The sequence below is a fragment of the Novosphingobium sp. BW1 genome (assembly GCF_008107685.1).
Classification (GTDB): Bacteria; Pseudomonadota; Alphaproteobacteria; order Sphingomonadales; family Sphingomonadaceae; genus Novosphingobium.
Map to the genome: position 1 here is coordinate 17,976 of NZ_VIRF01000069.1, position 25,347 is coordinate 43,322.

Sequence of the window (25,347 nt, forward strand, 5' to 3'; positions counted from 1 at the left end):
TGAGAAGCCTAAGGCGAGGGCTCCAGCGCAACGCATGTCCCGCTGGAGCCCTGCTGTCAGGTTCCTGAGGCGAGGGTCGTGCGCGATCAGAAGCGCGCGTTGACGCCGAGCCAGAGAGTACGGCCTTTCTGCGCGCGCTCGGCAAGCAGCTGGCCATCGGGCATCTTGCGGAAGTACTCGATGTCGGTCTTGGTCAGGTTCTGCCCCTCGGCGATCACGGTCACACCCTCAAGGACCTTGAGGCGGATCTGCGCAGAGAGCTCGCTGCGGTGCCTGGAGTGGATGTCGAAGAGGTGCGAGTCCTCGTTGATCGACTTCAGGTAGTCCCCCACGTAGCTGTAGGCGAGCGAGGCCCCGAACACGCTGTCCTCATAAGAAAGCGAGGCGTTGGCGAGGAATTCGGGCTGGCCTTCCAGGCCATTGACGTGGCGGGTCGTCTCGTCGGCCTGGATCACCGTCTGCTTGCCCTTGATGTAGGTCGCATTGGCGTTGAGCACGAAGTTGCCCAGGAAGCCCGGCGCGATGTCGCGGAAGTCCTGGCGGGCCGAGATCTCGACGCCCTTCAGCGATGCACTCTCCGCATTCATCGGGGTGGTGATGCGCGCGGTATAGAGGTCACCCTGGTACTCGAAGCCGTCAACCGAGATGTTCTGGGTGAAGATGAGGTTCTTGATGTCCTTGTAGAAGGCCGCAACCGACAGCATGGAGCCCCGGGTCGGGTACCATTCGAGCGAAAGGTCGAAGTTGCTGGAGGTGCGCGGCTTGAGGTCGGCGTTGCCGCGCGTCACCGAGATGATGTTGTCGCCCTCGACCTCGTCGGGAAGGCCGATCGATTCCGAGATCGCATAGTAGTTGAAGTTCGGGCGCCCGATGGTCTTGGAGTAGCCCGCGCGCAGCACCACGTCGTTATCGAAACGGTAGCTGGCGATGACCGAGGGCAGGAGGTACTGGTAGGTCGCCCGGCGATGCCCCTCGCTATAGCTGTCCGCATCCTGGACGCCGCCCACCAGATTGGCATCGCGCACCCACAGGTCGATGTCGTTCTCGGTCGCATCGAGGCGCAGACCGGCAAGGACATTGAAGTTCTCGGTGCGGTAGCGCGCCTGCGCGTAGGCCGCGTAGACCTTCTCATTCAGGTCGTAGTCCGAGGAGATGTTGGTGTCGCTGTCGTCCTGGACGTCAGTGTAACCCGCCGCCTCCCAGGCCGCGCGCACCGCTTCGTCGTTGATGAGAAGGAAGTCGATGCGCGGATCGGTGGTGGTCAGGCGATCGGGACGATCATAGCCGACCAGCGTGATGCGATCACCGTTTTCATCGTAGAGGTTGCCCGCGAAGCGATCCTGGTCGTAGCTCTGGTCGGTCGTCTGGAAGCTGGCGCCAAGATTGAAGCCCAGGCCATAGTCGTCTGCGGCAAAGTTCTGGCCCACATCAAGACCAACGAAGGTCAGGTCCTGCGCGGCGCGCTGGGTAATGTGCTGGATGTAGCTTTCGTTGTAGGTCGCCGGATCGTTGACGTAGTCCGGGTTAAGCAGGGTCAGCTGCGGGTTGGCGCTCGACAGATCGTAGGCGAAGGCGCCCTCTTCGTTGTAGTCGCCCTGGAACTTGGAGCGGTCGCGGATCGTGTTGAGGCGCGCGCGCGAATGGGTGGCCTTGAGGCTGGCCTCGAAACCGCCGCCCAGGTCTTGCTCGACAAGGCCCGATACGACGAAGGTCTCGCGCTTCTGGGGCTGGTGCGAGTAGCCCAGCGCGGTGCGCCCCATCGCCCAGGTTCCCGAGGTCGCATCCTGCGCGACCAGACCCGCGCTGTCGCGCGATTGGGCGAGGTACTCGTTCCGGACCTCGTCTTCCTTCTGGTAGAAGTAGCCCGTATAGAGCGAGGCATAGGTCGCTGTGCCCGGATCATATTCGAGCTTCATCACGCCCGAAGCGCGCTCGACGCTGTCGGTATAGGCGAAGATCTGGTTGCGCGCGGCGGCCGACCAGCCGTTGGCGGTCGACAGGTCGTTGTAGTCGCTAATTTCCGCGCCATTGTCGTCATAGAGCAGGTAGCTGGAATCGACTGCGCCTGGTTTGTAGTCATAGTTGCTCGAATTGTAGCGCGCGTAGGAGCCCGAGAGGACGACGCCGAAATCGCGGTTGGCGCCGAACACACTCGAATAGGTGAGGTCGCCGCGGAAATTCTGGCCCTGGTCCTTGTGCGCGAACTGGCCCGCGGTGCTGTTGTCGCCGACCGAGGCGCGCGCGACGACAGTGGTCTTTCCGGTATCGAAGGCGCTCGCCGTGATGAGGTCGAGCTGGCCGCTCAGCGCATGAGGATCGAGGTTCGCGGTAATAGTCTTGGCCGCATCGATACGGCTGACGAACGAGGGCGGCAGCAGCTCGATGCGCGCACCGCGGCTGCTCGAAGAGGTCGTCGCGAGCGGCATGCCGTCGATGGTGACGATGTTGTAGCTTGACCCGATACCGCGGATCATGACGCTTTCGGCAAGATCAGGCGAACGGTCGTTCGAGGTGGCAAAGTCGGGCACGAGGGCCACACCGACAATGCGCTGGGCGACCTGTGCGATCGTGAGATCGGGCAGAAGGCCGGCCTGATCCTGTGCGATGGAATCGCGGATTCCGACCGCATCGCGCTTGGCCTCGATGGCCGCGACGTTGGACGAGCGGTAGCCGGTGACGAGGATCGCCTCTTCGACGGTGTCTTCCTTGGCGCGGTGATGGCGTGCGGTCTCGGGCTCCTCCTCACCGGCCTGCGCCGTGGGGCTGGCATTGGCCGTCTGGGCATGGAGCGGAGCCACGGCCAGCATTGTGGCAAGCGCGGGAAGAGCGGCGGTCAGGCCAAGAACATGGATGCGTTTCATGGATACAACTGTCCTGTGAAGCAAAAAGCAGGTTCGAAAATTCAGCGGTAAAGGGAGTGGGCGCGCCTTAGCTCGGCGTGCAGGCGAAGCTGCGCAGGCCGCTTCGCGAAAGGTAGTCCTTGAGGATGCCGGGATGATCGGTCTGGATTGCGTCGACACCGTAGGCGACAAGGCGCCCCCACACGGCGTCCGGGTCCTCCAGAGCGGCGCGGTCATCGTAAATGCGCCCCGCCAGGCTGTTGACCCAGTAGCGCGCACAGCTTGCGCGCAGCGTATCGGTCAGGCGCGGCAGGAACCCCTGCGTCTTGACATCGATCTCGAAACTGACAGGCGCAAGCGCGTCGTAGGACGCAAGCGCTGCAACGGGATCATCCGCCATGCGCGGCTCCCGCAGGATCGGCTGGAAGTGGACATCCCGGACGAAAGGCGCGCGCGCCGTGATCTCGGAGGCCGAAGCTTCAGCCTTGAACAGGACGTGGCCGCGCATGCTCGCCTCGTCAACGATACGCAGGAGAACGAACGGGTCGACCGCCTTGGCATCGAGGTTGACGAGGATCTCGCCGCCAGTGGCCGCAAGCGCCTCGGCAAGCGTGGGAATGCGCCGCTCGGTGAGGGCACTCGTCCCGCCCATGCCTTCACGCAAGTGCAGCGCGCGCAGGTCTGCCAGCGTCAGATCCTCGACCCTGCCCCTGCCGTCCGTGGTGCGCGCAACATCCGCGTCGTGCATCAACACCGGCACCCCGTCCCGGCTGGTGCGCACGTCGAGCTCGACCATGTCGATGCCTATCGCGCGGCACTGCATGATCGCATCCAGGCTGTTTTCCGAGGTGGCCTTCCAGCAGCCCCGATGCGCAACGACCATCACGTGCCCATCGGGGCCGGCCAGCCGCCGGGCAAGCTCGGCGCTCCTCGCGGAGGGCGTAGCCGCCGAGGTCGTCGGCGCCAGCTGCGGCAGCGCGGCAAGACTACAGGCAGCAAGAACGCAGAGCGTTCCTGCACGCACTTTCGTGGCAGAAATCACGTCTGACCCCCCGGTCAATCGCGCGGCACAGGCCGCCTTCGAAAGGGAGACGCTGGCCGCTCCCAAATCTGACAGGGCAAGGCCAACTTTTTTGCACGGATCGACAGACCACCCATACCGCTCGACAGGACTGTGGCCTCAGGCCTTGCCGATCATTGCCTAAGGCTCAGCCGACCGGCATGGTCTGCCGCGAATTGCCAGAAGGGGCCCCCGACCCATGAAGACCATGCGCTTTTTCGCCACCAGCCTGCTTGCGCTGAGCGCCGCGATCGCGGCCACTGCCGGACATGCAGAGGAAGGTTTTTACCAGTATCCCAGCGCGCGCGGCGACGTACTGGTCTTTGCCAGCGAAGGCGATCTGTGGCGCACCGGGCGCGAAGGGGGGAGCGCCATCCGCCTCACCAACCATCCCGCCGAGGAGACCGACGCCCACATCTCGCCCGACGGGACAATGGTGGCCTTTACCGCCAGCTACGACAGCGATCAGGACGTCTATGTCATGCCCGTCGCTGGCGGTACCCCGCGCCGTCTGACCTTCGAGGGGGGCCAGCTGCGCACGGTTGGCTGGACGCCCGATGGCCGCGTCATCTATTCCTCGCGCCTGACCGGCGGCGGCCAGGGCGAGATCCTCTATACCATCGCCCCTACTGGCGGCGAGGCCACCCCAATCCCGCTGTGGCGCGCCAACGATGCGACCTACGGAAAAAATGGCACCACCCTCTTCTTCAGCCGCCGCGGCCTTACCGCCCGCGCGCGCGACCACGCCGTGCTCTACCGTGGCGGCGGCATGGCGCAACTCTGGCGCTGGCCCGGCACTACAAACGACGAAGCGGTCCAGCTCCTCCCCGATTTCGGCGCACCAATCCGCTTCCCCATGGCTAACGGCGGCAAGGTCTACTTCATTTCCGACAAGAGCGGGGGCGATGCCGTCTGGTCAGTCAACGAGGATGGTTCAGGGGCAGCCCAGCTCTCGTCCGAACTGCCCTTCCCCGTGCTCCAGGCAAGCCTCGACGGCGATGCCATCTACCTCCAGAACGGCGCGGACATCCATGTCTTCTCGCGCACGAGCAAGAGCTTCCATACCCTCGCCATCGACATCGTGACCGACCGCGCGCAGACCCGTCTGCGTTCGATCGCCAACCCGGTGTCGCAGATCGAGGGCGCGCACATTTCCCCCTCGGGTGAAAGCGTTGCGGTCACCGCCCGAGGCCGGGTTGCTCTGGCCGCTCCCGGAGCCCAGCGCCGGGTCGAGTTTGCTGTTCCCCTCACCGCGCGCGCGCCAGGCCGTTGCCGGCCCCAAGGGCGAGCGCGTGTTCATGATCCTTGACCAGGGCGAACAGGGCGATATCTACGCCATGTCCGCCGATGGTTCGGGCGAGCCTGTGGCGATTACCCAAGGCTACGACGCGTACATCTGGTCCTTTGCCATCGCACCGGATGGAAAGACCCTTGTACTGTGGGACAAGCAGGCACGCCTGCAAAAGGTCGACATCGCCAGCGGCAAGGTCACCCTGCTCGCCGCCAACGGCACCGGCGATGACCAGCCATTCCACCAGCTCGCCTTTGCGCCCGGCTCCACGCACATCGCCTATGCCGAAGTGTCGCGCGCGAACAACGCCAACACCACCGATCTGTTCGTCCAGGACCTTGCCACTGGCCAGCGCGTGCAGGCGACGTCCAGCAAGTACAACGACTATGCACCGGCCTTCGCGCACGACGGCGCCTGGCTCTACTTCCTGTCCGACCGCAACTTCGCGCCAACCCCGGGCAGTCCGTGGGGCGATCGCAACATGGGCGTTGCCTTCCCTGATCGGGGAGAGATCCACGCACTCCAGCTCGATCCGTCCGCTCCCTTCCGCTTCCGCGAGGACAACGAACTCACTCGCAGCGCTGACGAGGCCGAGCCTGCGCCCTCCCAACGTTCCAAGGACACCGCGAAGGCGCCGAAAGAGGACAAGGACACCGCAGCTCCAAAGCCCGCCCGCATCGTGCTGGATGGCCTTGCCGAACGGCTCTACAAGCTGCCGACCGCGCCCGGCATGTCCGGCCTTCTGCTCGCCTCGAAGGACTTTCTCTATACCCAGAAGGGCGAGGACCTCGTTTCCATTGCCATCGACAAGCGCGATCCCAAGGTCGAAACCTTCGCCGAAGGGGCGCTGGGCGCCGACCTCTCCGCCGATGGCAAGACGCTGCTCGTCGCGCGCGGATCGCGTGAGAAACTCGAGATCGCGCTCGTTCCCGCCAAGGCCGAGATGCCCGAGGATGTCGCGCCCGACACCGTGCGGCTCGACGACTGGCGCCTCGCCATCGACCCGGTGTCCGAGTGGCGCCAGATGTTCGTCGATGCCTGGCGCATGCACCGCGATTTCGCCTACGATCCGGCCTTGCGCGGCGTTGATTGGAACGAAGTTCGCACCCGTATCGAGCCGTTCCTAGAGCGCATCGGCCACCGCGCGGAACTCAACACCCTACTTGGCCTCATGGCCTCGCAGCTCGGCATCCTCCATAGCCAGGTGCGCCCGGGCGACCTGCCGAGCGACACGGAAAACAGCGCCATGGCCTTCCTCGGCGCCAGCTACGCGCCGGTCGCGGACGGGCTGCGCATCGAGGAGATCTGGCGCACCGAGGCGGACCTTGTCGCGCTGCGCCCGCCGCTACGGCGCCCGGGTGTCGACGTTCGTGCGGGCGATGTGATCCGCCGCGTAGATGGACGCCCCATCGCCTCGCTCGCCGCGTTGCGTCGCGAACTTGCGGGCAAGGCCGGGCAGGAAGTCCGCCTCGATCTCACCCGCGCGGGCGCCTCGATGAGCGCCATTGTCGAACCGATGACGCAGGACGGCGAAGTGATGGCCAGCTACCGCGATTTCGTCGAAGGACGCCGGCATGCCACGCAGGAATTGTCAGCCGGCAAAGTCGGCTATCTGCACCTGCGCGCCATGGGCCCGGACGACATCGCCAGCTTCGCGCGCGACTACTTCGCCCAATTGGGCAAGGACGGCCTCATCATCGACGTGCGCGGCAACAGCGGCGGCAATATCGACAGCCTCATCATCGGCATGCTGATGCGCCGTCCTTGGGCCTTTTGGGCCAGACCCGACGGCACCGGGGTTCACACCACCAACATGCAGAACGCCTACCGCGGCCACGTCGCGGTGCTGATCGACGAGCGCACCTACTCTGACGGCGAAACCTTTGCCGCCGCGATCAAGTCGCTGGGCATCGCGCCGCTGGTGGGCACGCGCACGGCAGGCGCAGGCATCTGGCTCTCCGACCGCAACCGCCTCTCCGACCAGGGCGCGGTGCGCATCGCCGAGAACGCTCAGTACGCCGCCGATGGCAGCTGGATCGTGGAAGGGCACGGCATCGCTCCCGACATCGAGGTAGAGAACGGCCCGCACGCCGCATTCGAGGGCCGTGATGCGCAGCTTGAAAGCGCCGTCGCCCTCCTCCAGCGGCAGATCGCCCAGGACCCGGTCCGCCCGCTCATTCCTCAACCCCTGCCCCCGCTCGGCTCCCCGGCAGGCGACGTCACCCCGCTTGCCTCGCGCTAGGCGCGACGGCGCGCACCGCATCGGCGGCTTACGCCGGTGCGATGCCACAACCACCTGCCAAGGCAGCCTGAAACGGCATAAGCGAACATCAATCTGAGAAGAAAAGGCGTGGAGCGGGTAAGGGGAATCGAACCCCTCTAGCTAGCTTGGAAGGCTAGAGCATTACCACTATGCTATACCCGCGACACCGGCCTGACAGCGCGTCGGGCGCTGCCAAGGCGAGCCGCTTGCCACGACAGCGCGCGTCTAGTCAACATATCTTTTCGCATGCCCGGCGCTCGCACCCAGCCCCGTTGCGGATCTCGGCTCAGCGCGCGCCGGTTCCCGCCCCTTATCGCGACTGGTAGACTGCCAGCGTCCCAGACGAGGAGGAGCGAATCGCCGTGGCCACGACACATCCCGACCGCACAGCCCCACCCCCACAAGCGCCAGCGGCTTCGGCAGTCAATGCAGCCTCAGCCCGGCTGCGCAAGCCGCTCGACCTGTTGCTCGGAGCCGGTCTCGGCAAACTGCTTCGCAGCATCGGGATCGGACAGCCAAGCGCGCCCGGCGAAAATCTCCTCGACCTTGCCGATGCGATTCTCTCGGTGCGAGGACGCGCCTCGGGCCCCTCGCTCGCCGCCGCGTTCTTCCGCCTTTACGAAAGCCGCTCGCAAGCCCAGCGCCGCCGCTTTCTGGAAACGATTCACGAACGCTATCCCCTCAATGCCCACGCCATCGACAAGGCCATCGCGCAGTGGCAGGCCAAGCGCGACGAGGCCTCGGGCCTTGCTCTTCACGCGGCCAGCAAGTCGCCCTGCCGCCGCCTCATCAACCTTCTCAACACCGCCCCCGACGGCACGCAAAAACTGCTTTGGCTGCGCGAGGACCTGCTTTCGGTCGCGCGCGACGACCGCTCGGCGGGCCTTCTTGCCTTCGACCGCGAACTCGAAGGTGCCTTCACCGCCTGGTTCAACGCAGGCTTCCTCGAACTGCGCCGGATCGGCTGGGATTCGCCTGCGGTCCTCCTCGAACGCATCATCCGCTATGAGGCGGTCCACGCCATTCGCGGCTGGGACGACCTACAACGCCGGGTCGAGCCAGTCGACCGGCGCTGCTACGCCTTTTTCCACCCGCAGATGCCGCTCGACCCACTGATCTTCGTCGAGGTCGCCCTGACCCGCGAAGTGCCCGGCGCCATCCACGAAGTCATTGCCGAAGAGCGCGAGAGCGTGCCCGTCGCCGAGGCGAACTGCGCGATCTTCTATTCGATCAGCAATTGCCAGAAGGGTCTCAAAGGCATTCCCTTCGGCAACCACCTCATCAAGCGCGTGGTCGGACAGCTGCGCGAGGAACTTCCCCATATCGAAACCTTCGCGACGCTGTCACCCGTCCCCGGACTTGCCCGGTGGCTGGACGGGGAAGACCCCGGCAAAGCACCGGCCCTGACGGACGATACCTTGCGCGCCGAGGCCGCGCGCTATCTCGTCCTGGCCAAAGGGCGGGGCAACCAGCCCAGCGATCCGGTCGCGCGTTTTCACCTGGGCAACGGCGCCCGCCTTGAGGCGATCCATGCGAATGCGGACCTCTCCCCCAACGGGGTCAGGCAATCGCGCGGCATCATGGTCAACTATCTCTACGACCTCGACTACATCGAGGCCAACTGCTTCGCTCTGGCCGAAATGGGCACCGTCGCGACCTCAAAGAAAGTGCGCGCGCTCCTTGACGATGGCAGCGATGAAGAGAGTGGCGGCAAACGCAGAAAATCGACCGATGCAGCCTGACGGCTGCCCCCCTACCCCAGTGCCAGGACCTTAGTGTCCAGGATAATCGAGCAGCGCCTCGACCGCGACACCGGCGTTGCGCAGACGCTCGGCGCCGCCAAGATCGGGAAGGTCGACGAGGAACAGCGCCTCGGCGACAACTCCGCTTGCCCGGCGTAGCAGTTCGCATGCAGCCAGGGCCGTGCCGCCGGTTGCCAGGAGATCATCGATCAGGACAATCCGGCTGCCATCCATCACCGCGCCCGGATCGACCTCCAGCGTGTCGGTGCCATATTCCAGCGCATAGTCGATGGCGAGGACCGGAACGGGCAGCTTGCCGGGTTTGCGCACGGGGATGAAGGGCATGGCCAGTTTCGCAGCGATAGCCGCGCCGAAAATGAAGCCGCGCGCCTCGATCCCGGCAATCGCCTGCCCCTCACAGGCCCGCACCTTGTCCGCCATCATTCCGACCGCCGCGGCAAAGCCGTCCCCATGGCCCATCAGCGTGGTGACGTCGCGAAACAGGATACCGGGCTTGGGAAAATCCGGGATCGTGCGGACAAGTGGCTTCAGGTCTTCAGGCGTCACGTGGGGCTACTCCGGGAACTCGTTGAGGAACACAGCGGTGCCTCCATAGCGAAAGACCCCCTCCACCGCGAGGATGGAGAGGGTCTTTGCATCTACCGGGACGCCAAAGCTCAGTGCTTCTTGTTCGCCCAGATGTTGCGGTAGGACATGTAACCCAGGATCGTCGCGAAGAGCAGGAAGCCCAGGATCGGCCAACCGGTCTGCTTGCGCTTGTCCATGGTCGGCTCGGCGGTCCAGATCAGGAAGGCCGAGACGTCCTTCGCCATCTGGTCGACCGTGGCCGGCGTACCGTCCGAATAGGTAACCATGTCCTCCATCAGCGGTGCGGGCATCGCCAGGTTGAGGTTGGGGAAGTACGGGTTGTAGTACAGCCCGTCCGGGGTCTTGGCCTCCGGGAAGTGCTTGAGCAGCTCGGCTGGCTGGTCCTGGTACCCGGTCAGCAGCGAGTAGACATAGGGTCCGCCGTCGTGTCGCGCCTTGGTGATCAGCGAAAGATCGGGCGGCGAGCCCTGACCGGCGTACATGACGGGCGGGAAGTAGTCGGTGGGCGTGCCCTCGACGGTTTCCACCATGCCAGTCATCTCGTCGTACTTGGGGATCTGGAACTGAGCCGCGATGGCCTTCACTTCCGGCTCGTTGTAGCCGATCTTTTCGAGGTCACGGAAAGCCACGTGCTTCAGGGCATGGCAGGCCGCGCAGACCTGCTGGTAGACCTGGAAGCCACGCTGCAGCTGCTGTTTGTCGAACGTGCCGAAGGGCCCATCGCTGGCAAAGCTCACGTGCTTGGGATGCTCGTGGAATTCGTGCTCGGCGGTCGGCTGAGCCGGCTCGGTGGCCCAGGTATAGAACCCGAGCCCGAGGGACCAGGCCAGGGCTACCGTGAAGAACAGCCCGACGAGGATCGAGAGAATGCGTGCCATGTCTTTCGTCTCTTTCTGTCTTGCTGTTGATCAGGCCGAAGGCTCAAGCTTCGCGTCTTCGTCCTTCCCGAGGACAGCCTCGGTGATGGAGAAGGGCAGCGGCTTGGGCTTCTCGATAGCCGAGACGATCGGCAGGATGATCAGGAAGTGCGCGAAATAATATAGCGCGGCAATCTGGCTGATCATGACATAGGGCTCTTCGGCTGCGGCACCGCCGCAGTAGAACAGCACCGCCATGGTCGGGATCAGACCGAACCAGAAGAACTTCTTGTACAGCGGACGATAGGACGACGAACGGATCGGCGACTTGTCCAGCCAGGGCAGGAAGAACCACACCAGGATGGCTCCGAACATCGCCAGCACACCCATCAGCTTGGCCGGGATAAAGAAGAAGTCCTGGGTGAAGGCGCGCAGGATCGCGTAGAACGGCCAGAAGTACCATTCGGGCACGATGTGCGCGGGCGTCGACATCGGGTTGGCCGGAATGTAGTTGTCCGGGTGGCCCAAGTAGTTCGGCGCGAAGAACACCATGGCGCAGTAGAGGATCGCGAAGACGCCGATCGCCCAGCCGTCCTTGGCGACGTAGTAGGGGTAGAACGGAACGGTGTCGCTCTCGCTCTTCACTTCCACGCCGGTCGGGTTCGACGAGCCCGGGATGTGCAGCGCCCAGATATGCAGGATGACCACGCCCACGATCACGAAGGGCAGCAAGTAGTGCAGTGAGAAGAAGCGGTTGAGCGCGGCGTTGTCGGGCGCAAAGCCGCCGAGCAGCCACTGCTGGAGCGGTTCGCCGACCAGCGGGATCGCGCTGAACAGACCGGTGATCACCTTGGCGCCCCAGAAGCTCATCTGGCCCCAGGGAAGCACGTAGCCCATGAAGGCGGTCGCCATCATGAGAAGGAAGATCACGACGCCCAGCAGCCACACCATCTCGCGCGGCGCCTTGTAGGAGCCGAAATAGAACCCGCGGAAGATGTGAACGTAGATAACGACGAAGAAGGCCGAGGCGCCATTGGCGTGCGCGTAACGCATCAGCCAGCCCCAGTTCACGTCGCGCACAGTGTGCTCGATAGTGTCGAAGGCAACCTCAGTATTTGCCGCGTAGTGCATCGCCATGACGATGCCCGTGACGATCTGCAGCACGAGGCACAGCCCCGCGAGGAAACCGAAGTTCCAGAAATAATTGAGATTACGCGGAACCTCGTAGCCGCCGCCGACGGCGTTGTAGACAAGGCGCGGCACCGGCAGGCGCTCGTCCATCCACTTCATAAAGGGATGGCTGGGAGTGTATTCCTTGGCCCAGGGAAAGCTCATGTTCTTGATCCTCTCTCTTGGGCTTAACCGATGGTCACGACAGTGTCGGACGTGAATTCGTAGTCCGGAACCTGCAGGTTCAGGGGCGCGGGGCCCTTACGGATACGGGCGGCGGTGTCGTAGTGCGAACCGTGGCAGGGGCAGAAATACCCGCCGAACTCACCGCGCGGCTCACCCTCGCCGGCGCCCAGCGGCACGCATCCCAGGTGCGTGCAAACGCCCATGGTGATCAGCCAGTTGGTCTTGCCTTCCTTGGTACGCTCTTCCAGCGTCTGCGGATCGCGCAGGCTGGCGGCATCGACCGCATTCGCCGCGTCGATCTCGCGCTGGGTGAGATTACGGATGAAGACCGGCTGCTTGCGGAAGATCGCCTTGATCGCCTGCCCCGTCTGAACAGAAGAGATATCGACCTCGGTGGTGGAAGCCGCGAGGACATCGGCCGAGGCCGACATCTGGCTTACCAGCGGAATGACTACCCCTATTCCGGCGACTCCTGCCGCGCTTACCGCCGCGACATTGATGAAATCGCGCCTCCGCACGCCATCTTCTTCTGCCATGTTTGCCCTTGCCTTGCTTTAGACAACCCCCCGCCAAAACCGACGTGCGCCGGAACCGACAAGGGGCCAGGTTGCTTACCTACGGTTCGCTTGGATCCCCCCAACGTACGGTACCGGAACAAGATATATCTCGTCCTCACTACCGACTTGGCACGGCTGATATACACGAAAACCAGCCCTGCCAACCGTGTTTTTGGTCAAGCAAGCCGCAAGAAAGCACCCCAGGCGCCGTTGTAGTGGCTCTGTTCGGGGGCTGTCTTGACCTAGGTCAAGCCAATTACGGATATCTGGCGTCCGTAATTTGCCGCGTCCTGATGGGCCGCCCGCCGGAACGAGAAATACCGCTCGGGCGCCGCATAGGTGTCGAGCCCTAGGGTCTCGATTCGGCCCACTCCCGAAGCGGCCAGGCGCGCGGCGACATAGGCTTCCAGATCAAACTGGTGATGACCTTCGCGCCCGGCGGCAAAGAAGCCCTCGTTCACCGCGTCGGCTTCCACGAAACGGCGGAAAAAGGCCTCATCGACCTCGTAACTGCGGCGCGCGATGCACGGGCCCACGGCCGCGACGATACGGCTCCGGTCGGCCCCCAGCGCTTCCATCGCCGCAACCGTGCTGTCGGTCACACCGGCAAAGGCGCCCTTCCAACCCGCGTGCGCAGCGCCCACGACCCCTGCCTCGCGATCGGCCAGAAGCACGGGCGCGCAATCGGCCGTGAGGATGCCCAGGAGCACGCCTGGACGGTTCGTCGCCATCGCGTCCGCGCGGGGCCGCACGGTATCGCTCCAGATGGGATCGGAAACTGGCACACAGTCGGGCGAATGGACCTGGTAGACGGTCGTCAGCTGCGCTCCGGGGAGCACGGCGTCTACGACAAGCGCTCGATTCGCATCAATCTTGTCGCGGTCATCGCCCGAGCCGTAGCCCACGTTGAGCCCGGCCACTTCGCCTTCGCTGACGCCGCCGCGGCGGCCAAGGAAACCGTGCGCGATCCCCTCGAGCGCTTGGGCACGGGCGACATCGACGCCCGCCGTCTCCAGGTCAGCCAAGGCTCTTGCTCACCTGCTCGCGTACATCGCGCGACAGATCGGGCTCCTGCGCGATGCGCTCCAGCTCGGCGCGCATGAGCTTGGCGCGCGCTGGCTCCACCCGGCGCCAGCGGCCGAGCGAGGGCACGAAGCGCGCCGCGGTCTGTGGATTGATCGGGTCGAGGCGGCGGATGATGTCGCCGATCATGCGGTAGCCCTCGCCGCTCGGGTCGTGGAACGCAACCGGGTTCATGGCCGCAGCCATGAAGACCGAGCGCACGCGGTTTGGGTTCGACATGCGAAATTCGGGGTGCTTGGCCAAGGTGCGCACATGTTCCAGCACGCGCGGGTGGAGCGAACCGGCCTGAAGCGAGAACCACTTGTCGATGACGAGCGCATTGCCCTCGTAGCGCGCGAGGAAGTCGGCCAGGGCCTCTTCGCGTTCGGCGCAATCGAGGCTTGCCAGCACCATGAGCGCGCCCTGACGGTCGGTCATGCACGATGCCGCGCGGTACTGGGCGATGCCGCGCGATGCGCCTTCGGCACTGTCGCCCGCCGCGATGTAGACAAGCGCCTGCGTCTTGACCTTACGCGCGCCGCGGGCCTCAGCCTCGCGGCTGTAGGGCACCGCCGAGACGCGATCGTGCAAGGCCTTGAGTTCGCCTGCAAAGGTCGCGCCGAGCCAGGCCTTGAGTCCTTCGCGCTCGGCGTGGATCGCGCCCGGATCGGAGACGAGGAGCTGCTCGGCCAGATAACTCTCCGCCGGGAGCAGCATCAGTTCGCCTCGCATCAGATCATCGAGTTCGGCGTCGGTCACGATGGCGCGGAACGCTTCGCCAATGGCGGTGCGTCCGGCCCTGCGCTGGCCGTCATCGAGGCCGCCGCCGACCGCCGCGACAAGGTGCTGGACGACAAGGCTCTGCATTGCCTCGTAGCGGGCGAAGGGATCATCGTCGCAGGCGGCGAGGAAGACGAGGTCGGAATCGGGCCGCGCCATCTCGATGGCAACCGGGGCCGAGAAGCCGCGGTTGATCGAGAGCACCGGATCGGCAGGCGCATTGGCGAATTCGAAGCGCCCTTTGGCCTTGTCGAGCACGATCAGGCTCTCGCCCGAGTGGGTGCCCGTCGCGCGGTCGAACAGGGCGACCCGCAGCGGGATCGGCATGGCCTGCTTCTCGGGCTGGCCGGGCGTGGTCGGCACGGTCTGGTGGAGGGTAAGGACCGCCTTGCCGTCCTCCTGCGCAAGGCTTGCCGCGACCTGCGGCGTTCCGGCCTGCGAGTACCACAGGCGGAATTGCGTAAGGTCGAGCCCCGCGCCATCCTCGATTGCCTTGACGAAATCCTCGCAGGTCGCTGCGGTGCCGTCGTGCCGGTCGAAGTAGAGATCGGTGCCCTTTCGGAAGCGCTCTTCTCCGGCCATGGTCCGCATCATGCGGATGACCTCGGCGCCCTTGTTATAGACCGTCGCCGTGTAGAAATTACTGATTTCCTGATAGGAATCTGGACGAATCGGATGCGCGAGCGGACCGGAATCCTCCGGGAACTGAGCAATGCGCAGGATCCGCACGTCCTCAATGCGCTTGACCGGCTCCGAGCCCATGTCGGCGCTGAAGAGCTGGTCGCGCAGTACCGTGAAGCCTTCCTTCAAGGAAAGCTGGAACCAGTCGCGGCAGGTCACGCGATTCCCCGACCAGTTGTGGAAGTACTCGTGCCCGATAACCCCCTCGATAGCGTCGTAGTCGCCATCGGTCGCCGTGTCGGGGTCGGCCAGCACATAGCGCGTGTTGAAGACGTTGAGCCCCTTGTTCTCCATCGCCCCCATGTTGAAATCGGATACGGCGACGATGTTGAAGAGATCAAGGTCGTACTCGCGACCGAAGGTCTCCTCGTCCCACTTCATTGTGGCAATCAGAGAATCGAGCGCGTGCTGCGTGCGGCCTTCATCCCCAGGGCGCACCCAGACGTTGAGAACGACCTTGCGGCCGCTCTTCGTGGTAAAGGTGCCGTGATTGGCGATCAGTTCGCCCGCGACGAGTGCGAAGAGGTAGCTGGGCTTGGGCCAGGGATCGTGCCACTCAGCCCAGTGCGTGCCGTTTTCGCCGTCGCCCTCGGCAGTGCAGTTGCCGTTGGCGAGCAGGATCGGGAAGGTCGCCTTGTCGCCCGACATGCGCACCGAATAGGTCGAGAGGACATCGGGCCGGTCGGGAAAGAAGGTGATGCGGCGAAAGCCCTCGGCCTCGCACTGCGTGCACAGCATCCCGTTGGACGCGTAGAGCCCCATGAGCTGGCTGTTGCCGGAGGGCACAAGCGCGGTCTCGATGGTGACCTCGTGCGCATCGCCCGAAAGCTCGACGAGGAGATCGGGCCCGTCCATGCGCCAGTCGCTGGCTGTCTCGCCATCGACACGGATCGAGACCGGCGAGATCTGGTCTCCGTTGAGGCGCAGCGTCGAAGCCCCGTTGCCTTCGGGGTTGCGCTTTACCGACAGCGTGGACGTGACCTTCGTCGCATCGAGGCCCAGATCGAAATCGAGCGCGATCTCGGGAACCAGCCAGGCCGGGGGCAGGTAGTCCTCGCGCCGGATCACCGGCGGGGCCTGCGGCGCGGGCGCAGCGTCGGCAGTCTGGGGGTTCTGTTCGGGCTCGGCGGGTCTGCTGGCGATGTCCATGCGCCTTATCTAGCCCTTCCCGGCGCGATTGCCAGACAGGGGAGATACGTTTTGCGCGCAAGGCGCACACTTTGTCGAATGGGCACAAGGCTGCTAGGCCTTCCCCCATGCCTCGTTTCTTCATCTTCGGCCTTGGCTACACCGCCTCTGTCATCGCCCGCGCCCTGGAAGCCAGAGGCTGGGAAGTCATTTCCACCGGCCGTTCGGGCACGCTCTCCTTCGACGATGAAGGCTCGGTGCGCACCGCTCTTGCCGATGCAGACCATGTGCTGTCCTCGGTTCCGCCGGGCAAGGAAGCACGCGGCGAACCGCTCGATCCGGTGCTGGAGACCTACGGCGATGCGCTCAAGGGCAAGGCGCTGTCCTACCTTTCCTCGACCGGAGTCTACGGCGATGCGGGCGGGGCCTGGGTGGACGAGGCAAGCCCCATTGGCACCGGACGGCGCACCGCACGCGCCGAAGCGGACCGCGAATGGCAGAAACTGGGCGCGCGGGTCTATCGCCTGCCCGGCATCTATGGTCCGGGCCGCTCGATCCTCGAGCGCATGCAGGAGGGCCGCGCGCACCGCATCGACCTCCCCGGCCAGGTGTTCAGCCGCGTCCACGTGGAGGATATCGCGGCGGGCGTGCTGGCCGGGATCGAAAAGCCCGCGGGTGCCTACAACCTCGCCGATGACCTGCCCTGCCCGCAGAACTGGCTGGTCGAGCACGCCTGCGCGCTGCTGAACCTGCCCCTGCCCCCGCTCCAGACCCTTGACGAAGCGGGGCTCTCGCCCATGGCACGCGGTTTCTATGCCGAGAACCGGCGCGTGGCGAACGGCAAGGCCAAGCGCGTGCTGGGCTGGCGCCCGCGCTATGCGACTTACGTGGCGGGCTTGCGCGCGCTCAGCGCCACGATGAGCCCGAGCGTGGCCAGCGCCGCGCCGGAGCCCGCCAGCAGCGACCAGCGGTAACCCTCGAACACGGTCGAGAGCAGCATCGCGATGACGACGACCGCCACCCCGTTATAAGCCGCGCGCCCGGCTCCCAGCTTGCGGATCAGCGTGTAATAGAGCGGGAAAGTCACGACCGAGCCGAAGATGGCCAGGTAGGCCGTCCCCAGCCAGTAGCGCGGCGCAGTGGGGATCACCGGCGGCCCGTCGCGCAGCCAGGCCACCACGATATCGGCCAGCGTGCCATAGAGCATGGCCCAGGCAAGCAGGCTCACCATCGGCAGCTTGCGGCCCGTCTCGTTGGCCTGGATCACGTTGGAGATCGAGGCGCAGAGCATGGCCGCGAGCGCCAGCACGACGCCCAGCCAGACCGAGCCCGCCAGCGGCGCCTCGCGCGCCTCATGGAGAAGCAGGAGGCCGATCCCGGCAATCGCGATCCCGCTGCCGACCAGGAACCGGGTCGTGATGGGCTGCCCCAGAAGGACACGCGCCAGAAGCGCATTGGGCACAAGCATCAGCGCGATCATCACCGCGACGATCCCCGACGTCAGGTACATCTCGGCGCTGTAGACGAAGTTGTAGTTGCCGCAGAACTGGGTGATGCCCACCAGCATGGCCAGCACGTGCCCGGCGCGCCCGATGCGCAAAGGGCGCTTCATGGCGGCCGCCACGAGGAACATCGCCGGCGTTGCCAGGAGAAAACGCCAGGCGACCGACCAGCCCGCCGGGGCCGCATCGATCTGCCCGGTGATCACCCACCAGGTCGATCCCCAGATCAGGCTGACGAGCAGGAAGGGCAGCGCCACGGCCGGGCGCAGCAGCGAATCCTCGTTCATGAAAGGTGCGTGTCCATCGTGCCTGGCGCCTAAAGCGCGGCGATGGCCCGTGCAAGCGCGGCGACGTCCTCGGCCTTCGCATCCCAGGCCGTGACAAGGCGCGCGGCCTCGGTGCCCCAGTCGTAAAAGCCGAAGCCCTGCTGGCGAAGCGCGCTGCGCTCCGCCTGCGTGCAGGCGAGGAAGACTTCGTTCGCCTCGACCGGGTGGAGCAGGCGCTGCCCCGCCGCCGTTGCCAGTTCGGCAGCCGCCGCATTGGCGCTGCGCGCGTTGGCGAGCCACAGGTCATCCTCCAGCATGGCGAGAATCTGCGCGGCAAGGAACCGGCCCTTGGACTGCAACTGCCCGGCCCGCTTTCGGCGGAAACGCAGGACCTCGGCTGCCTCGGGGTCGAACAGCACCACGGCTTCGGCGCCCATCGCCCCGTTCTTGATGAAGCCGAAGCTCAAGGCATCGACACCCGCGACAATATCTCCAGGCGCGATATCGAGGAAGGCCGCCGCATTGGCAAAGCGCGCGCCGTCCATATGCAGGCCAAGGTCATGACCACGGGCAAAGGACGCCAATGCGGCGACCTCGTCCGGGCGGTAGACGCAGCCGTATTCGCTGGCCTGCGTGATCGAGACCGCGTGCGGGTGGACCTGGTGAACCCCATCGCGGGTGCCGGAGACGGCGGCCTCCAGCGCCTCGGGCGCGATCTTGGCGTGCTCGCCCTCCAACGTCATCAGCTTGGCGCCGTGGAGGAAGAAGCCCGGCGCCCCGCCCTCGTCCATCTCGATGTGCGCCTCGCGGTGGCACAGCACCGCGCCGTGGGGCTGGACCATGGTGGACAGCGCCAGGCAGTTGGCCGCCGTGCCGGTCGCGACCCAGAGCGCCGCGCATTCACGCCCGAAGAGTTCGGAAAAGGCGGTGTCGAGCGCGCGGCTGAGCGCGTCGCCGTCATAGGGCGCATCGGCTGTGTCGGCGGCCTGCATGGCTTTCCAGACGGCGGGATGAACAGCGGCGGCATTGTCGGAGAGGAACTGCATGACCATATGCCTCACCAGCAAGCCTTGCGGGCGTCAAGCCCGCCCGTCCCACGCCGCGCAATCAGGAGACCCCATGGTCGGCCTTACCATCACCCGCCACGAAACGAACGAGGGCGGCGAATACCGCGCCCACCCCGCCGACAGCGAAGCGCTGGGCCAGCTGACCTGGACCGCGCGCGACGGCATCCACTACGCCGAGCACACGCTGGTCCCGCCCGAAATTGGCGGGCGCGGGATTGCCGGGCGCCTCGTCGAGGCGATGGTTGCCGACGCGCGCGAAAACCATTTCCGGATCCAGCCGGTGTGCAGCTACGTCGTGGCGGCCTTCGCCCGCCATCCCGAATGGGATGATGTAAAAGCGTAAAGGCGCCCTGGGCCAACGCCGCGTTACCGCGCAGCGAACATCTGCAAGGTTGCGCAAGGCAGGACCCGCCGCCCCCCGCATGGCGGGACCTGTGAAACAAACGCAGGCCGCACGCGCTTGTCCCTCGTGACACCCGCGCAAGGCCGGGACGGGCCGCAAGGCCCTGAAACGACGATTACGATCAAGAGGACCCGCACGACATGGCTTATTCCGATTTCCTGAAACAGCAGTGCTATATCGATGGAAAGTGGTGCGATGCGGACTCCGGCGCTACGCTTGAGGTGACCAATCCGGGCACCGGCGAAGTCATGGGCACGGTCCCCAAGATGTGTTCGGACGAGACCTTGCGCGCCATCGATGCCGCCGAAGCCGCGCTTCCGGCCTGGCGCGCCAAGACCGCAGGCGAGCGCTCGAAGATCCTGCGCAAGCTCTACGAACTGATGATGGACGCGCAGGATGACCTGGGCGAACTGCTCAGCCGTGAACAGGGCAAGCCGCTCGCCGAAGGCAAGGGCGAGATCGCCTATGGCGCCAGCTTCATCGAATGGTTCGGTGAAGAGGCCAAGCGCGCTTATGGCGACACCATCCCCGGCCACGCCAGCGACCGCCGCATCGTCGTCATCAAGCAGCCGGTCGGCGTTGTCGGCGCGATCACGCCCTGGAACTTCCCCAACGCCATGATCACCCGCAAGCTGGGCCCCGCGCTCGCGGCGGGCTGCACCATGGTCATCAAGCCCGCCTCGGCGACCCCGTATTCCGCGCTCGCCATCGCCGCGCTATGTGAGAAGGCTGGCATTCCCGCAGGCGTCGTCAACGTGGTGACGGGCAGCGCCGGGCAGATCGGCTCGACCCTCACCGGCAGCCCCAAGGTCGCCAAGATCACCTTCACCGGCTCGACCGAGATCGGCCGCCAGCTCCTCAAGGAATCGGCCGACACGGTCAAGAAGTGCTCGATGGAGCTGGGCGGCAATGCACCCTTCCTCGTCTTCGACGACGCCGATGTCGATGCCGCGATCGAAGGCGCGATGATTTCCAAGTTCCGCAACGGCGGCCAGACCTGCGTGTGCACCAACCGCTTCTACGTGCAGGACGGCGTCTACGACGAATTCGTCGAGAAACTGGCCGCGCGCGTGAAGGCGATGAAGGTGGGCTACGGCCTCGACGAGGGCACCGAAGTGGGCCCGCTGGTCGATGAAAAGGCCGTCGCCAAGGTCGAGGAACACCTCAAGGACGCCGTCGACGGCGGCGCGACCGTCCTTGCAGGTGGTTCGCGTAACGAACGCGGCGGCAGCTACTTCAACCCGACCGTGGTCGCCAACGTAAAGCCCGACATGCTGCTGGCGCGCGAAGAGACTTTCGGGCCGCTTGCCGGTGTCATCCGTTTCACCGAGGAAGCCGAGGCGATCGCCATGGCCAACGACACCGAGTTCGGTCTCGCAAGCTACTTCTACGCCTCGGACATGAGCCGCGTGTGGCGCGTCGCCGAAGCGCTCGAAGCGGGCATGGTGGGCATCAACACCGGCCTCATCTCCACCGAAGTCGCCCCCTTTGGCGGCGTCAAGCAGTCGGGTCTGGGCCGCGAAGGCTCGCACTACGGGCTCGATGACTACATGGAGTTGAAGTACCTGTGCATGGGCGTGAAGCCCGCCTGACGATTTCGCCCACGGCGAATGAAGAACGGCCCCGGCAGGACCTTCGCGGTTCTACCGGGGCTTTTTCTATCGGACGCCCGCACCGTCCAGATCGCGGGCAAGCCGGGCCATGGCGATGCGCGCGTTGGCGAGGTTCAGCATCCCCCGGTCGAGCGCGACGAGCACCATGAGGCCCGGCACCTCGCCCAGAGGACGGGCGAACCCGACATGGCGGGCCGTAGTCACCGCGACCTGCTCGACACGCTCTGCATGTGGCCCTGAGGCCAGCGCCTGCGTTTCAGCCCGCGCCAGCCCGGCCATGAACTGCGCGGCCCGCGGCAGGTCGAAGCCGGGCCCACGGCGCAGCTGCGAGACCACCTCGCCCCCTGCGCTCGCCACCAGCGCCAGGCCGACCAGCCCCTCCAGGCCGGCCGCCTCGACCAGCCGCTTGCCCAGTTCGACGACCAGTGCGCGAAAGGCCAGGTCATCCTGCAGCGCGGCGAGCGTCTCGCCCTCGAGGGCAACCTGCCCTTGCGCGAGCGCCTGTGGGATCGGCAAGGGCGCGACAGGCTCCTCGCGCGCCTCGACGCTGCAGCTTGCCGCGCACCAGACCATGTCCACGGTTCCCCCGTCGCTCGATACTGGCAGCAGGATGCCGCGCGCCTTCACCTTTTCGCCAAGGCGGTTGTCGAACTCGGCCTCGAACCAGATCGGCGAGCGATTGGAAACGCATTGCGCGCAGTTTTCGGTGAGATGCGCCAGCAGGGTTCCAGCCGGGACATCATCGCGGCGCTCCAGCCGGGCCCCTTCCCCGCAATCCCTGCGCAGGTTCGCACCCACGAAGGTCAGCTGGGGGGCCGCGCCGTCCTCGTAAACCTGCACGATCGCACTGTCTGCGCGGAACGGCTCAAGAGCGCCATCCTCCATGTCCTGAAAATCGGGATAGGGACGTGACCGGGCAAGCCGAGCCCACTCATGGTAGACCTGCATCTGGAGCCTGCGCTCCTCAAGGTCCTGGTCTTCACTCGTCATTCGGACTTGCGCCCCATACCACCGCACAGCCCCGAAGGACCGCCACCTTCCCCATCATCATGACGCCGCGCGCCAACGCACGGCGATCAATTTTCGGGACGCTATCGCCGGAATGACTAAATACAACTTAAAGTGCTGTAAAATCTACCGCTTTTTCATCATCCGAAGATCAAGAGGCGGACTCCAATGTCCCTAGACATGCGAAACCCCGGCCCACCTTGCCGTGGACCGGGGTTTGCAGAGCGGGACCATGGGCTCCGCAGCCGTGCGCGGAGGCTCAGACTTTGAGGTCGGCCTCGATGCGCGAAACCTTGAAGCGGGCCATGCCCAGGTTCGCCTTGGCCTTGTCAAGCACAAGGTAGAGGAACAGGCCCTTGCCCGAATCGTCAGTGAGCGGGCGGATCATGTGGTACTGGCTCGAGAGCGAAATGAGCACGTCCTCGACTTCGTCGTCGAGGCCCAGATCCTTCATGGTGGCCACCTTGGCCTTCATCACGTTGGTGTTGCCCGCCGCCGCGACGTTGAGATCGAGACCGTTCGAATCGCCCGCGGTCGCGACCGCCATACCGGTGGCGAGATCGACCAGCGCAACGGCCTTTGCGCCATCGATTTCGAGGCATTCGTTGAGCTTGGCTTCAAGTGACATAGGATATCCCTTTCTGGATTGAGATGTGGGCTGGGAAACACGTGTGACGAAGGGCGGGACGCGAGACCCTCTCATGGAGCCCGTGCCGCCAGCTACCCTTCTGAAAAGTCTTAAAAACATTATGCTAGTGCGCGCGGCCAGCAGGTCAGGCGGAGCCCGGAATCAGCCTGTCATGAGCGCCTCGCCCAGTTGCCGCCGCGCGTTGGCGAGGTTGCCGCGATCCCTGTCGAGCGCGGTAAGCACCAGCAGGTCCTCCACGCCTTCCAGAGCTTTCAGCAACCAGAACTGGCGCCGAGTCGTGACGATCGCTTCCTCGAGTCGCTCGGCCAGGCCGCACTGGGCGATGACCTCGCGCTTGAGGCGGATGAGTTTGGCACCGCTGGCGGCGACGCCAGCCAGATCGAAATCACCGACGCAGGCCAGCTGCGCGCTAACAGCGCCATCGGCGATATCGACCAGAGCAAGGCCGACCAGACCGTCGATGTCGCGGCACGCGGTCAGCTCTTGTGCCAGACGCTGCGCCTCCGCACTCGGCACGTCCGTTGCCTTGGCCTCCGCCGTCTGGGCAGCGGCGTAGTCATTCGAAGGCGTCGCGGCGGGCACTTCGTCGACGAGTTCGAGTTCCTCGGCCATGGCGGCGAAGTCGGCCAGGGGCTCGCTCTTGCTGCTGGTCACGCCCCAGACGGTATCGACGTTCTGCCCATCGCTTGAGATCGGCAGCAGGATGCCCCGGTAGTGCACGTTCTCCTCCAGGCAATTGATGAACGAGGCCTCGAAGCCGACGGGCGCCCGGTTCGCGACGCACTGCAGGTAGGTATCGGTAAAGCGCGAAAGCAGCGTCAGTCCCGGCACGTCGGGCAGGCGCTCGATACGCGTGCCCTGCCCGCAATCCCGGCGCAGGTTGCTCCCGACGAAGGCGATGATGGGGTCCCTCGCATCCTCGGTCATCTGCAGGACCACGCTGTCCTCGTGGAACCCCTCGAGCGCAACCTCCTCCATGTCCTCCATGGAGGGAAACGGCTTGGCCTTGGCCACGCGCGCCCACTCCTGGTAGACCTGAATCTGCAAGCGGCGCTCGGTATGGTCTTGGATCTCGGTCATGACTGGACGGCAATTCTTCTCCCGCTTCCGGCTCCGTCCAGCACGGGCAGGCGAGAGCCGGGGGCGGCTCGCGATCACCTGCCATGTGGTGTCCCGTCCAAAAGCGATGTCGGGTTCAAACATGACGTAAAGGACATGCGGGAGATCACCAGGCAGCCCACCGCGCCGCGGCTCCGCCCGCCGGACCAGGTCCGGCCACGCTCGGGGAAAACATCCCTGGACATGTGCATCCCGCACCGATTCCTCGCTGCGTCGCGGCACGGTATCGGGAATAATCTCTAAGGAGTCGTTAAGCACATGCTTTAGAAGGAATTTACTTCTATAATCGGATTATATTTGCGGTAAATACATCGCATAACTTGCGGCCGCATACATTTACTACGCACCTGCACAAACCCGGGCGATCACCTGCACACCGCGCACGACGGATACCGCAAACGGCATCACGCTTGCAGCCTTCGCAGCACCTTTCCCGCTTGTATCGCTGGCCATACCTGCCCATTATGGCGCCCCATGCCGACCGCACCCCAGACCGACGCCACGAACGAACGCAAGCTGATCGAGGCCATTGCCCTCAGGCGCCACATCCGCGCCGAGTACAACGGCACCGAGATGCTGCTTGCCCCGCACCGCCTGTTCAGCCGCCACGACGAGCTGTTTCTCAGCGCGTTCAACCCGAACAAGAACTGGCGCAGCGAGGAAGAGCGGCGCCTCGGGCACTTCAAACTTGACGGGCTTTCCAACCTCTTGGTGACCGAAGAGATGTTTGAGCCCCTGCCCGACTTCGACCCGGCCCCGCCGCGCGAAACCGACGAGGAAGTGTTCACCGTCACCGCCTGATCGGTACGCGGCCGCCTACCGCCACCTCTCCGCGCCTCTCCCCCAAATGCAAAGGGTCGACGACTTGCGCCGCCGACCCTCGTTCCACATGGGGGAGTGGACCTCGTAAAAGAGCGAATCAGGCCTTCGCCTTCGACTCTTCATAGCGTTCAATCGCTTCGAGCACGATCTGACGCGCATCGGCTGCGCCGCCCCAGGTGCCCACGCGCACCCACTTTTCCTTTTCGAGGTCCTTGTAGTGCGTAAAGAAGTGCTCGATCTGGGCCAGCAGGATCTCGGGAAGATCTGCCTTTTCCTTTACGTCGATATAGTAAGGGAAAGTTGAATCTACCGGTACGCACAGCAGCTTTTCGTCGCCACCATGCTCGTCCTCAAGGTTGAGCACCGCGATCGGACGCGCGCGCACGACGCAGCCCGGGATGAAGGGCGAGCGCGCGATGACCAGTGCGTCAAGCGGATCGCCGTCAGGCGACAGCGTGTGCGGCACAAAACCGTAGTTCGCCGGGTAGCGCATCGGCGTGTGCAGGATGCGGTCGACATAAAGAGCACCCGACTCCTTGTCGAACTCGTACTTCACGGGTTCACCGCCGACGGGAACCTCAATGACGACGTTGAGACTTTCCGGCGGATTGTCCCCAACGGGAATCATGTCGATGCGCATGGTCGTCCTTCTTCTTAGACACTTAACAAAGT

21 protein-coding genes and 1 tRNA gene are annotated in these 25,347 nt (G+C 65.0%); 7 read left to right on the forward strand and 15 right to left on the reverse strand.

The features are described 5' to 3' along the window. Positions 1-86 precede the first annotated feature (86 nt). Together FMM79_RS10225 and FMM79_RS10230 are read right to left on the reverse strand one after the other, a co-directional pair. The gene (locus FMM79_RS10225) at positions 87-2,861 is read right to left on the reverse strand and encodes a TonB-dependent receptor (protein WP_162528479.1); all 2,775 of its coding nucleotides are present in this window, start codon (positions 2,859-2,861) and stop codon (positions 87-89) included. A gap of 67 nt (positions 2,862-2,928) precedes the next feature. After that, on the reverse strand, positions 2,929-3,882 hold the full coding sequence (locus tag FMM79_RS10230) for a glycerophosphodiester phosphodiesterase family protein (protein WP_148627408.1): 954 nt from the start codon (positions 3,880-3,882) through the stop codon (positions 2,929-2,931). A gap of 217 nt (positions 3,883-4,099) precedes the next feature. Between FMM79_RS10230 and FMM79_RS10235 the strand changes: the two genes are divergently transcribed. Next, a complete protein-coding gene (locus FMM79_RS10235; protein WP_148627409.1) occupies positions 4,100-5,209 on the forward strand; it encodes a PD40 domain-containing protein in 1,110 nt (369 codons plus the stop codon). Next, positions 5,199-7,433: a S41 family peptidase gene (locus FMM79_RS10240; RefSeq protein ID WP_148627410.1), complete on the forward strand. Its 2,235-nt coding sequence runs from the start codon at positions 5,199-5,201 to the stop codon at positions 7,431-7,433. Before FMM79_RS10235 ends, FMM79_RS10240 begins: the two co-directional genes overlap by 11 nt. Positions 7,434-7,542: 109 nt before the next feature. Here FMM79_RS10240 and FMM79_RS10245 read toward each other — a convergent pair. Continuing rightward, positions 7,543-7,616: transfer RNA gene (locus tag FMM79_RS10245), tRNA-Gly, on the reverse strand. A gap of 200 nt (positions 7,617-7,816) precedes the next feature. On the opposite strand from FMM79_RS10245, the gene FMM79_RS10250 reads away from it, so the two are divergent. After that, positions 7,817-9,196 (forward strand): malonyl-CoA decarboxylase domain-containing protein, encoded by a 1,380-nt coding sequence (locus tag FMM79_RS10250; protein ID WP_205466599.1) that lies wholly within the window; start codon positions 7,817-7,819, stop codon positions 9,194-9,196. A gap of 30 nt (positions 9,197-9,226) precedes the next feature. Here the strand turns inward: FMM79_RS10250 and FMM79_RS10255 are convergent, their stop codons facing one another. From FMM79_RS10255 to pepN, 6 genes are all read right to left on the reverse strand, one after another. Continuing rightward, positions 9,227-9,763 (reverse strand): adenine phosphoribosyltransferase, encoded by a 537-nt coding sequence (locus tag FMM79_RS10255; protein WP_148627411.1) that lies wholly within the window; start codon positions 9,761-9,763, stop codon positions 9,227-9,229. 110 nt (positions 9,764-9,873) lie between these two features. Next, complete coding sequence (locus tag FMM79_RS10260; protein WP_148627412.1) at positions 9,874-10,683, reverse strand: cytochrome c1; 810 nt, start codon at positions 10,681-10,683, stop codon at positions 9,874-9,876. Positions 10,684-10,713: 30 nt separating this feature from the next. Continuing rightward, on the reverse strand, positions 10,714-11,997 hold the full coding sequence (locus FMM79_RS10265) for a cytochrome b/b6 (protein ID WP_039389203.1): 1,284 nt from the start codon (positions 11,995-11,997) through the stop codon (positions 10,714-10,716). A 23-nt stretch (positions 11,998-12,020) separates the two neighbouring features. After that, positions 12,021-12,554 (reverse strand): ubiquinol-cytochrome c reductase iron-sulfur subunit, encoded by a 534-nt coding sequence (gene petA, locus FMM79_RS10270; RefSeq protein WP_148627413.1) that lies wholly within the window; start codon positions 12,552-12,554, stop codon positions 12,021-12,023. 263 nt (positions 12,555-12,817) lie between these two features. Further along, positions 12,818-13,600, reverse strand: coding sequence for a peptidoglycan editing factor PgeF (gene pgeF / locus FMM79_RS10275; RefSeq protein WP_240339106.1), 783 nt, complete (start codon positions 13,598-13,600; stop codon positions 12,818-12,820). Continuing rightward, the gene (pepN, locus tag FMM79_RS10280) at positions 13,593-16,247 is read right to left on the reverse strand and encodes an aminopeptidase N (RefSeq protein ID WP_148627414.1); all 2,655 of its coding nucleotides are present in this window, start codon (positions 16,245-16,247) and stop codon (positions 13,593-13,595) included. Before pepN ends, pgeF begins: the two co-directional genes overlap by 8 nt. Before the next feature lie 107 nt (positions 16,248-16,354). Between pepN and FMM79_RS10285 the strand changes: the two genes are divergently transcribed. Beyond that, positions 16,355-17,200: an SDR family NAD(P)-dependent oxidoreductase gene (locus FMM79_RS10285; RefSeq protein ID WP_148627415.1), complete on the forward strand. Its 846-nt coding sequence runs from the start codon at positions 16,355-16,357 to the stop codon at positions 17,198-17,200. Here the strand turns inward: FMM79_RS10285 and FMM79_RS10290 are convergent. Continuing rightward, positions 17,110-18,015, reverse strand: a complete 906-nt coding sequence (locus FMM79_RS10290) for a DMT family transporter (protein ID WP_148627416.1) — start codon at positions 18,013-18,015, stop codon at positions 17,110-17,112. The genes FMM79_RS10285 and FMM79_RS10290 overlap by 91 nt on opposite strands. Positions 18,016-18,044: 29 nt before the next feature. After that, complete coding sequence (locus FMM79_RS10295) at positions 18,045-19,040, reverse strand: low specificity L-threonine aldolase (protein WP_148627478.1); 996 nt, start codon at positions 19,038-19,040, stop codon at positions 18,045-18,047. A gap of 73 nt (positions 19,041-19,113) precedes the next feature. Between FMM79_RS10295 and FMM79_RS10300 the strand changes: the two genes are divergently transcribed. Beyond that, a complete protein-coding gene (locus FMM79_RS10300) occupies positions 19,114-19,404 on the forward strand; it encodes a GNAT family N-acetyltransferase (protein ID WP_148627417.1) in 291 nt (96 codons plus the stop codon). A gap of 200 nt (positions 19,405-19,604) precedes the next feature. Then, positions 19,605-21,056 (forward strand): NAD-dependent succinate-semialdehyde dehydrogenase, encoded by a 1,452-nt coding sequence (locus FMM79_RS10305; protein ID WP_148627418.1) that lies wholly within the window; start codon positions 19,605-19,607, stop codon positions 21,054-21,056. A 66-nt stretch (positions 21,057-21,122) separates the two neighbouring features. On the opposite strand, the gene FMM79_RS10310 is transcribed toward FMM79_RS10305, so the two are convergent. The 3 genes from FMM79_RS10310 to FMM79_RS10320 all read right to left on the reverse strand — a co-directional run bounded on the left by FMM79_RS10310 (position 21,123) and on the right by FMM79_RS10320 (position 23,814). Then, positions 21,123-22,067 carry a hypothetical protein gene (locus FMM79_RS10310; protein WP_148627419.1) on the reverse strand — a complete coding sequence of 315 codons (945 nt, stop codon included), beginning with the start codon at positions 22,065-22,067 and terminating at the stop codon, positions 21,123-21,125. 277 nt (positions 22,068-22,344) lie between these two features. Beyond that, positions 22,345-22,713: a hypothetical protein gene (locus FMM79_RS10315; protein WP_148627420.1), complete on the reverse strand. Its 369-nt coding sequence runs from the start codon at positions 22,711-22,713 to the stop codon at positions 22,345-22,347. Positions 22,714-22,875: 162 nt separating this feature from the next. After that, positions 22,876-23,814 (reverse strand): hypothetical protein, encoded by a 939-nt coding sequence (locus FMM79_RS10320; RefSeq protein ID WP_148627421.1) that lies wholly within the window; start codon positions 23,812-23,814, stop codon positions 22,876-22,878. Positions 23,815-24,327: 513 nt separating this feature from the next. Here FMM79_RS10320 and FMM79_RS10325 point away from each other — a divergent pair. Further along, the gene (locus FMM79_RS10325; protein WP_148627422.1) at positions 24,328-24,654 is read left to right on the forward strand and encodes a WYL domain-containing protein; all 327 of its coding nucleotides are present in this window, start codon (positions 24,328-24,330) and stop codon (positions 24,652-24,654) included. A 118-nt stretch (positions 24,655-24,772) separates the two neighbouring features. Here FMM79_RS10325 and ppa read toward each other — a convergent pair whose 3' ends face one another. Beyond that, positions 24,773-25,315: an inorganic diphosphatase gene (gene ppa, locus FMM79_RS10330; RefSeq protein WP_148627423.1), complete on the reverse strand. Its 543-nt coding sequence runs from the start codon at positions 25,313-25,315 to the stop codon at positions 24,773-24,775. Positions 25,316-25,347 lie beyond the last annotated feature (32 nt).

What these genes read in the sequence shown, in the direction of transcription:
- FMM79_RS10225 (WP_162528479.1), bottom strand. Translation starts at nt 2,861, where the DNA reads ATGAAACGCATCCATGTTCTTGGCCTGACCGCCGCTCTTCCCGCGCTT.
- FMM79_RS10305 (WP_148627418.1), top strand. Translation starts at nt 19,605, where the DNA reads ATGGCTTATTCCGATTTCCTGAAACAGCAGTGCTATATCGATGGAAAG.
- pepN (WP_148627414.1), bottom strand. Translation starts at nt 16,247, where the DNA reads ATGGACATCGCCAGCAGACCCGCCGAGCCCGAACAGAACCCCCAGACT.
- FMM79_RS10285 (WP_148627415.1), top strand. Translation starts at nt 16,355, where the DNA reads ATGCCTCGTTTCTTCATCTTCGGCCTTGGCTACACCGCCTCTGTCATC.
- FMM79_RS10290 (WP_148627416.1), bottom strand. Translation starts at nt 18,015, where the DNA reads ATGAACGAGGATTCGCTGCTGCGCCCGGCCGTGGCGCTGCCCTTCCTG.
- FMM79_RS10310 (WP_148627419.1), bottom strand. Translation starts at nt 22,067, where the DNA reads ATGACGAGTGAAGACCAGGACCTTGAGGAGCGCAGGCTCCAGATGCAG.
- FMM79_RS10260 (WP_148627412.1), bottom strand. Translation starts at nt 10,683, where the DNA reads ATGGCACGCATTCTCTCGATCCTCGTCGGGCTGTTCTTCACGGTAGCC.
- FMM79_RS10240 (WP_148627410.1), top strand. Translation starts at nt 5,199, where the DNA reads ATGATCCTTGACCAGGGCGAACAGGGCGATATCTACGCCATGTCCGCC.
- ppa (WP_148627423.1), bottom strand. Translation starts at nt 25,315, where the DNA reads ATGCGCATCGACATGATTCCCGTTGGGGACAATCCGCCGGAAAGTCTC.
- petA (WP_148627413.1), bottom strand. Translation starts at nt 12,554, where the DNA reads ATGGCAGAAGAAGATGGCGTGCGGAGGCGCGATTTCATCAATGTCGCG.
- FMM79_RS10325 (WP_148627422.1), top strand. Translation starts at nt 24,328, where the DNA reads ATGCCGACCGCACCCCAGACCGACGCCACGAACGAACGCAAGCTGATC.
- FMM79_RS10295 (WP_148627478.1), bottom strand. Translation starts at nt 19,040, where the DNA reads ATGCAGTTCCTCTCCGACAATGCCGCCGCTGTTCATCCCGCCGTCTGG.
- FMM79_RS10300 (WP_148627417.1), top strand. Translation starts at nt 19,114, where the DNA reads ATGGTCGGCCTTACCATCACCCGCCACGAAACGAACGAGGGCGGCGAA.
- FMM79_RS10265 (WP_039389203.1), bottom strand. Translation starts at nt 11,997, where the DNA reads ATGAGCTTTCCCTGGGCCAAGGAATACACTCCCAGCCATCCCTTTATG.
- FMM79_RS10320 (WP_148627421.1), bottom strand. Translation starts at nt 23,814, where the DNA reads ATGACCGAGATCCAAGACCATACCGAGCGCCGCTTGCAGATTCAGGTC.
- FMM79_RS10235 (WP_148627409.1), top strand. Translation starts at nt 4,100, where the DNA reads ATGAAGACCATGCGCTTTTTCGCCACCAGCCTGCTTGCGCTGAGCGCC.
- FMM79_RS10315 (WP_148627420.1), bottom strand. Translation starts at nt 22,713, where the DNA reads ATGTCACTTGAAGCCAAGCTCAACGAATGCCTCGAAATCGATGGCGCA.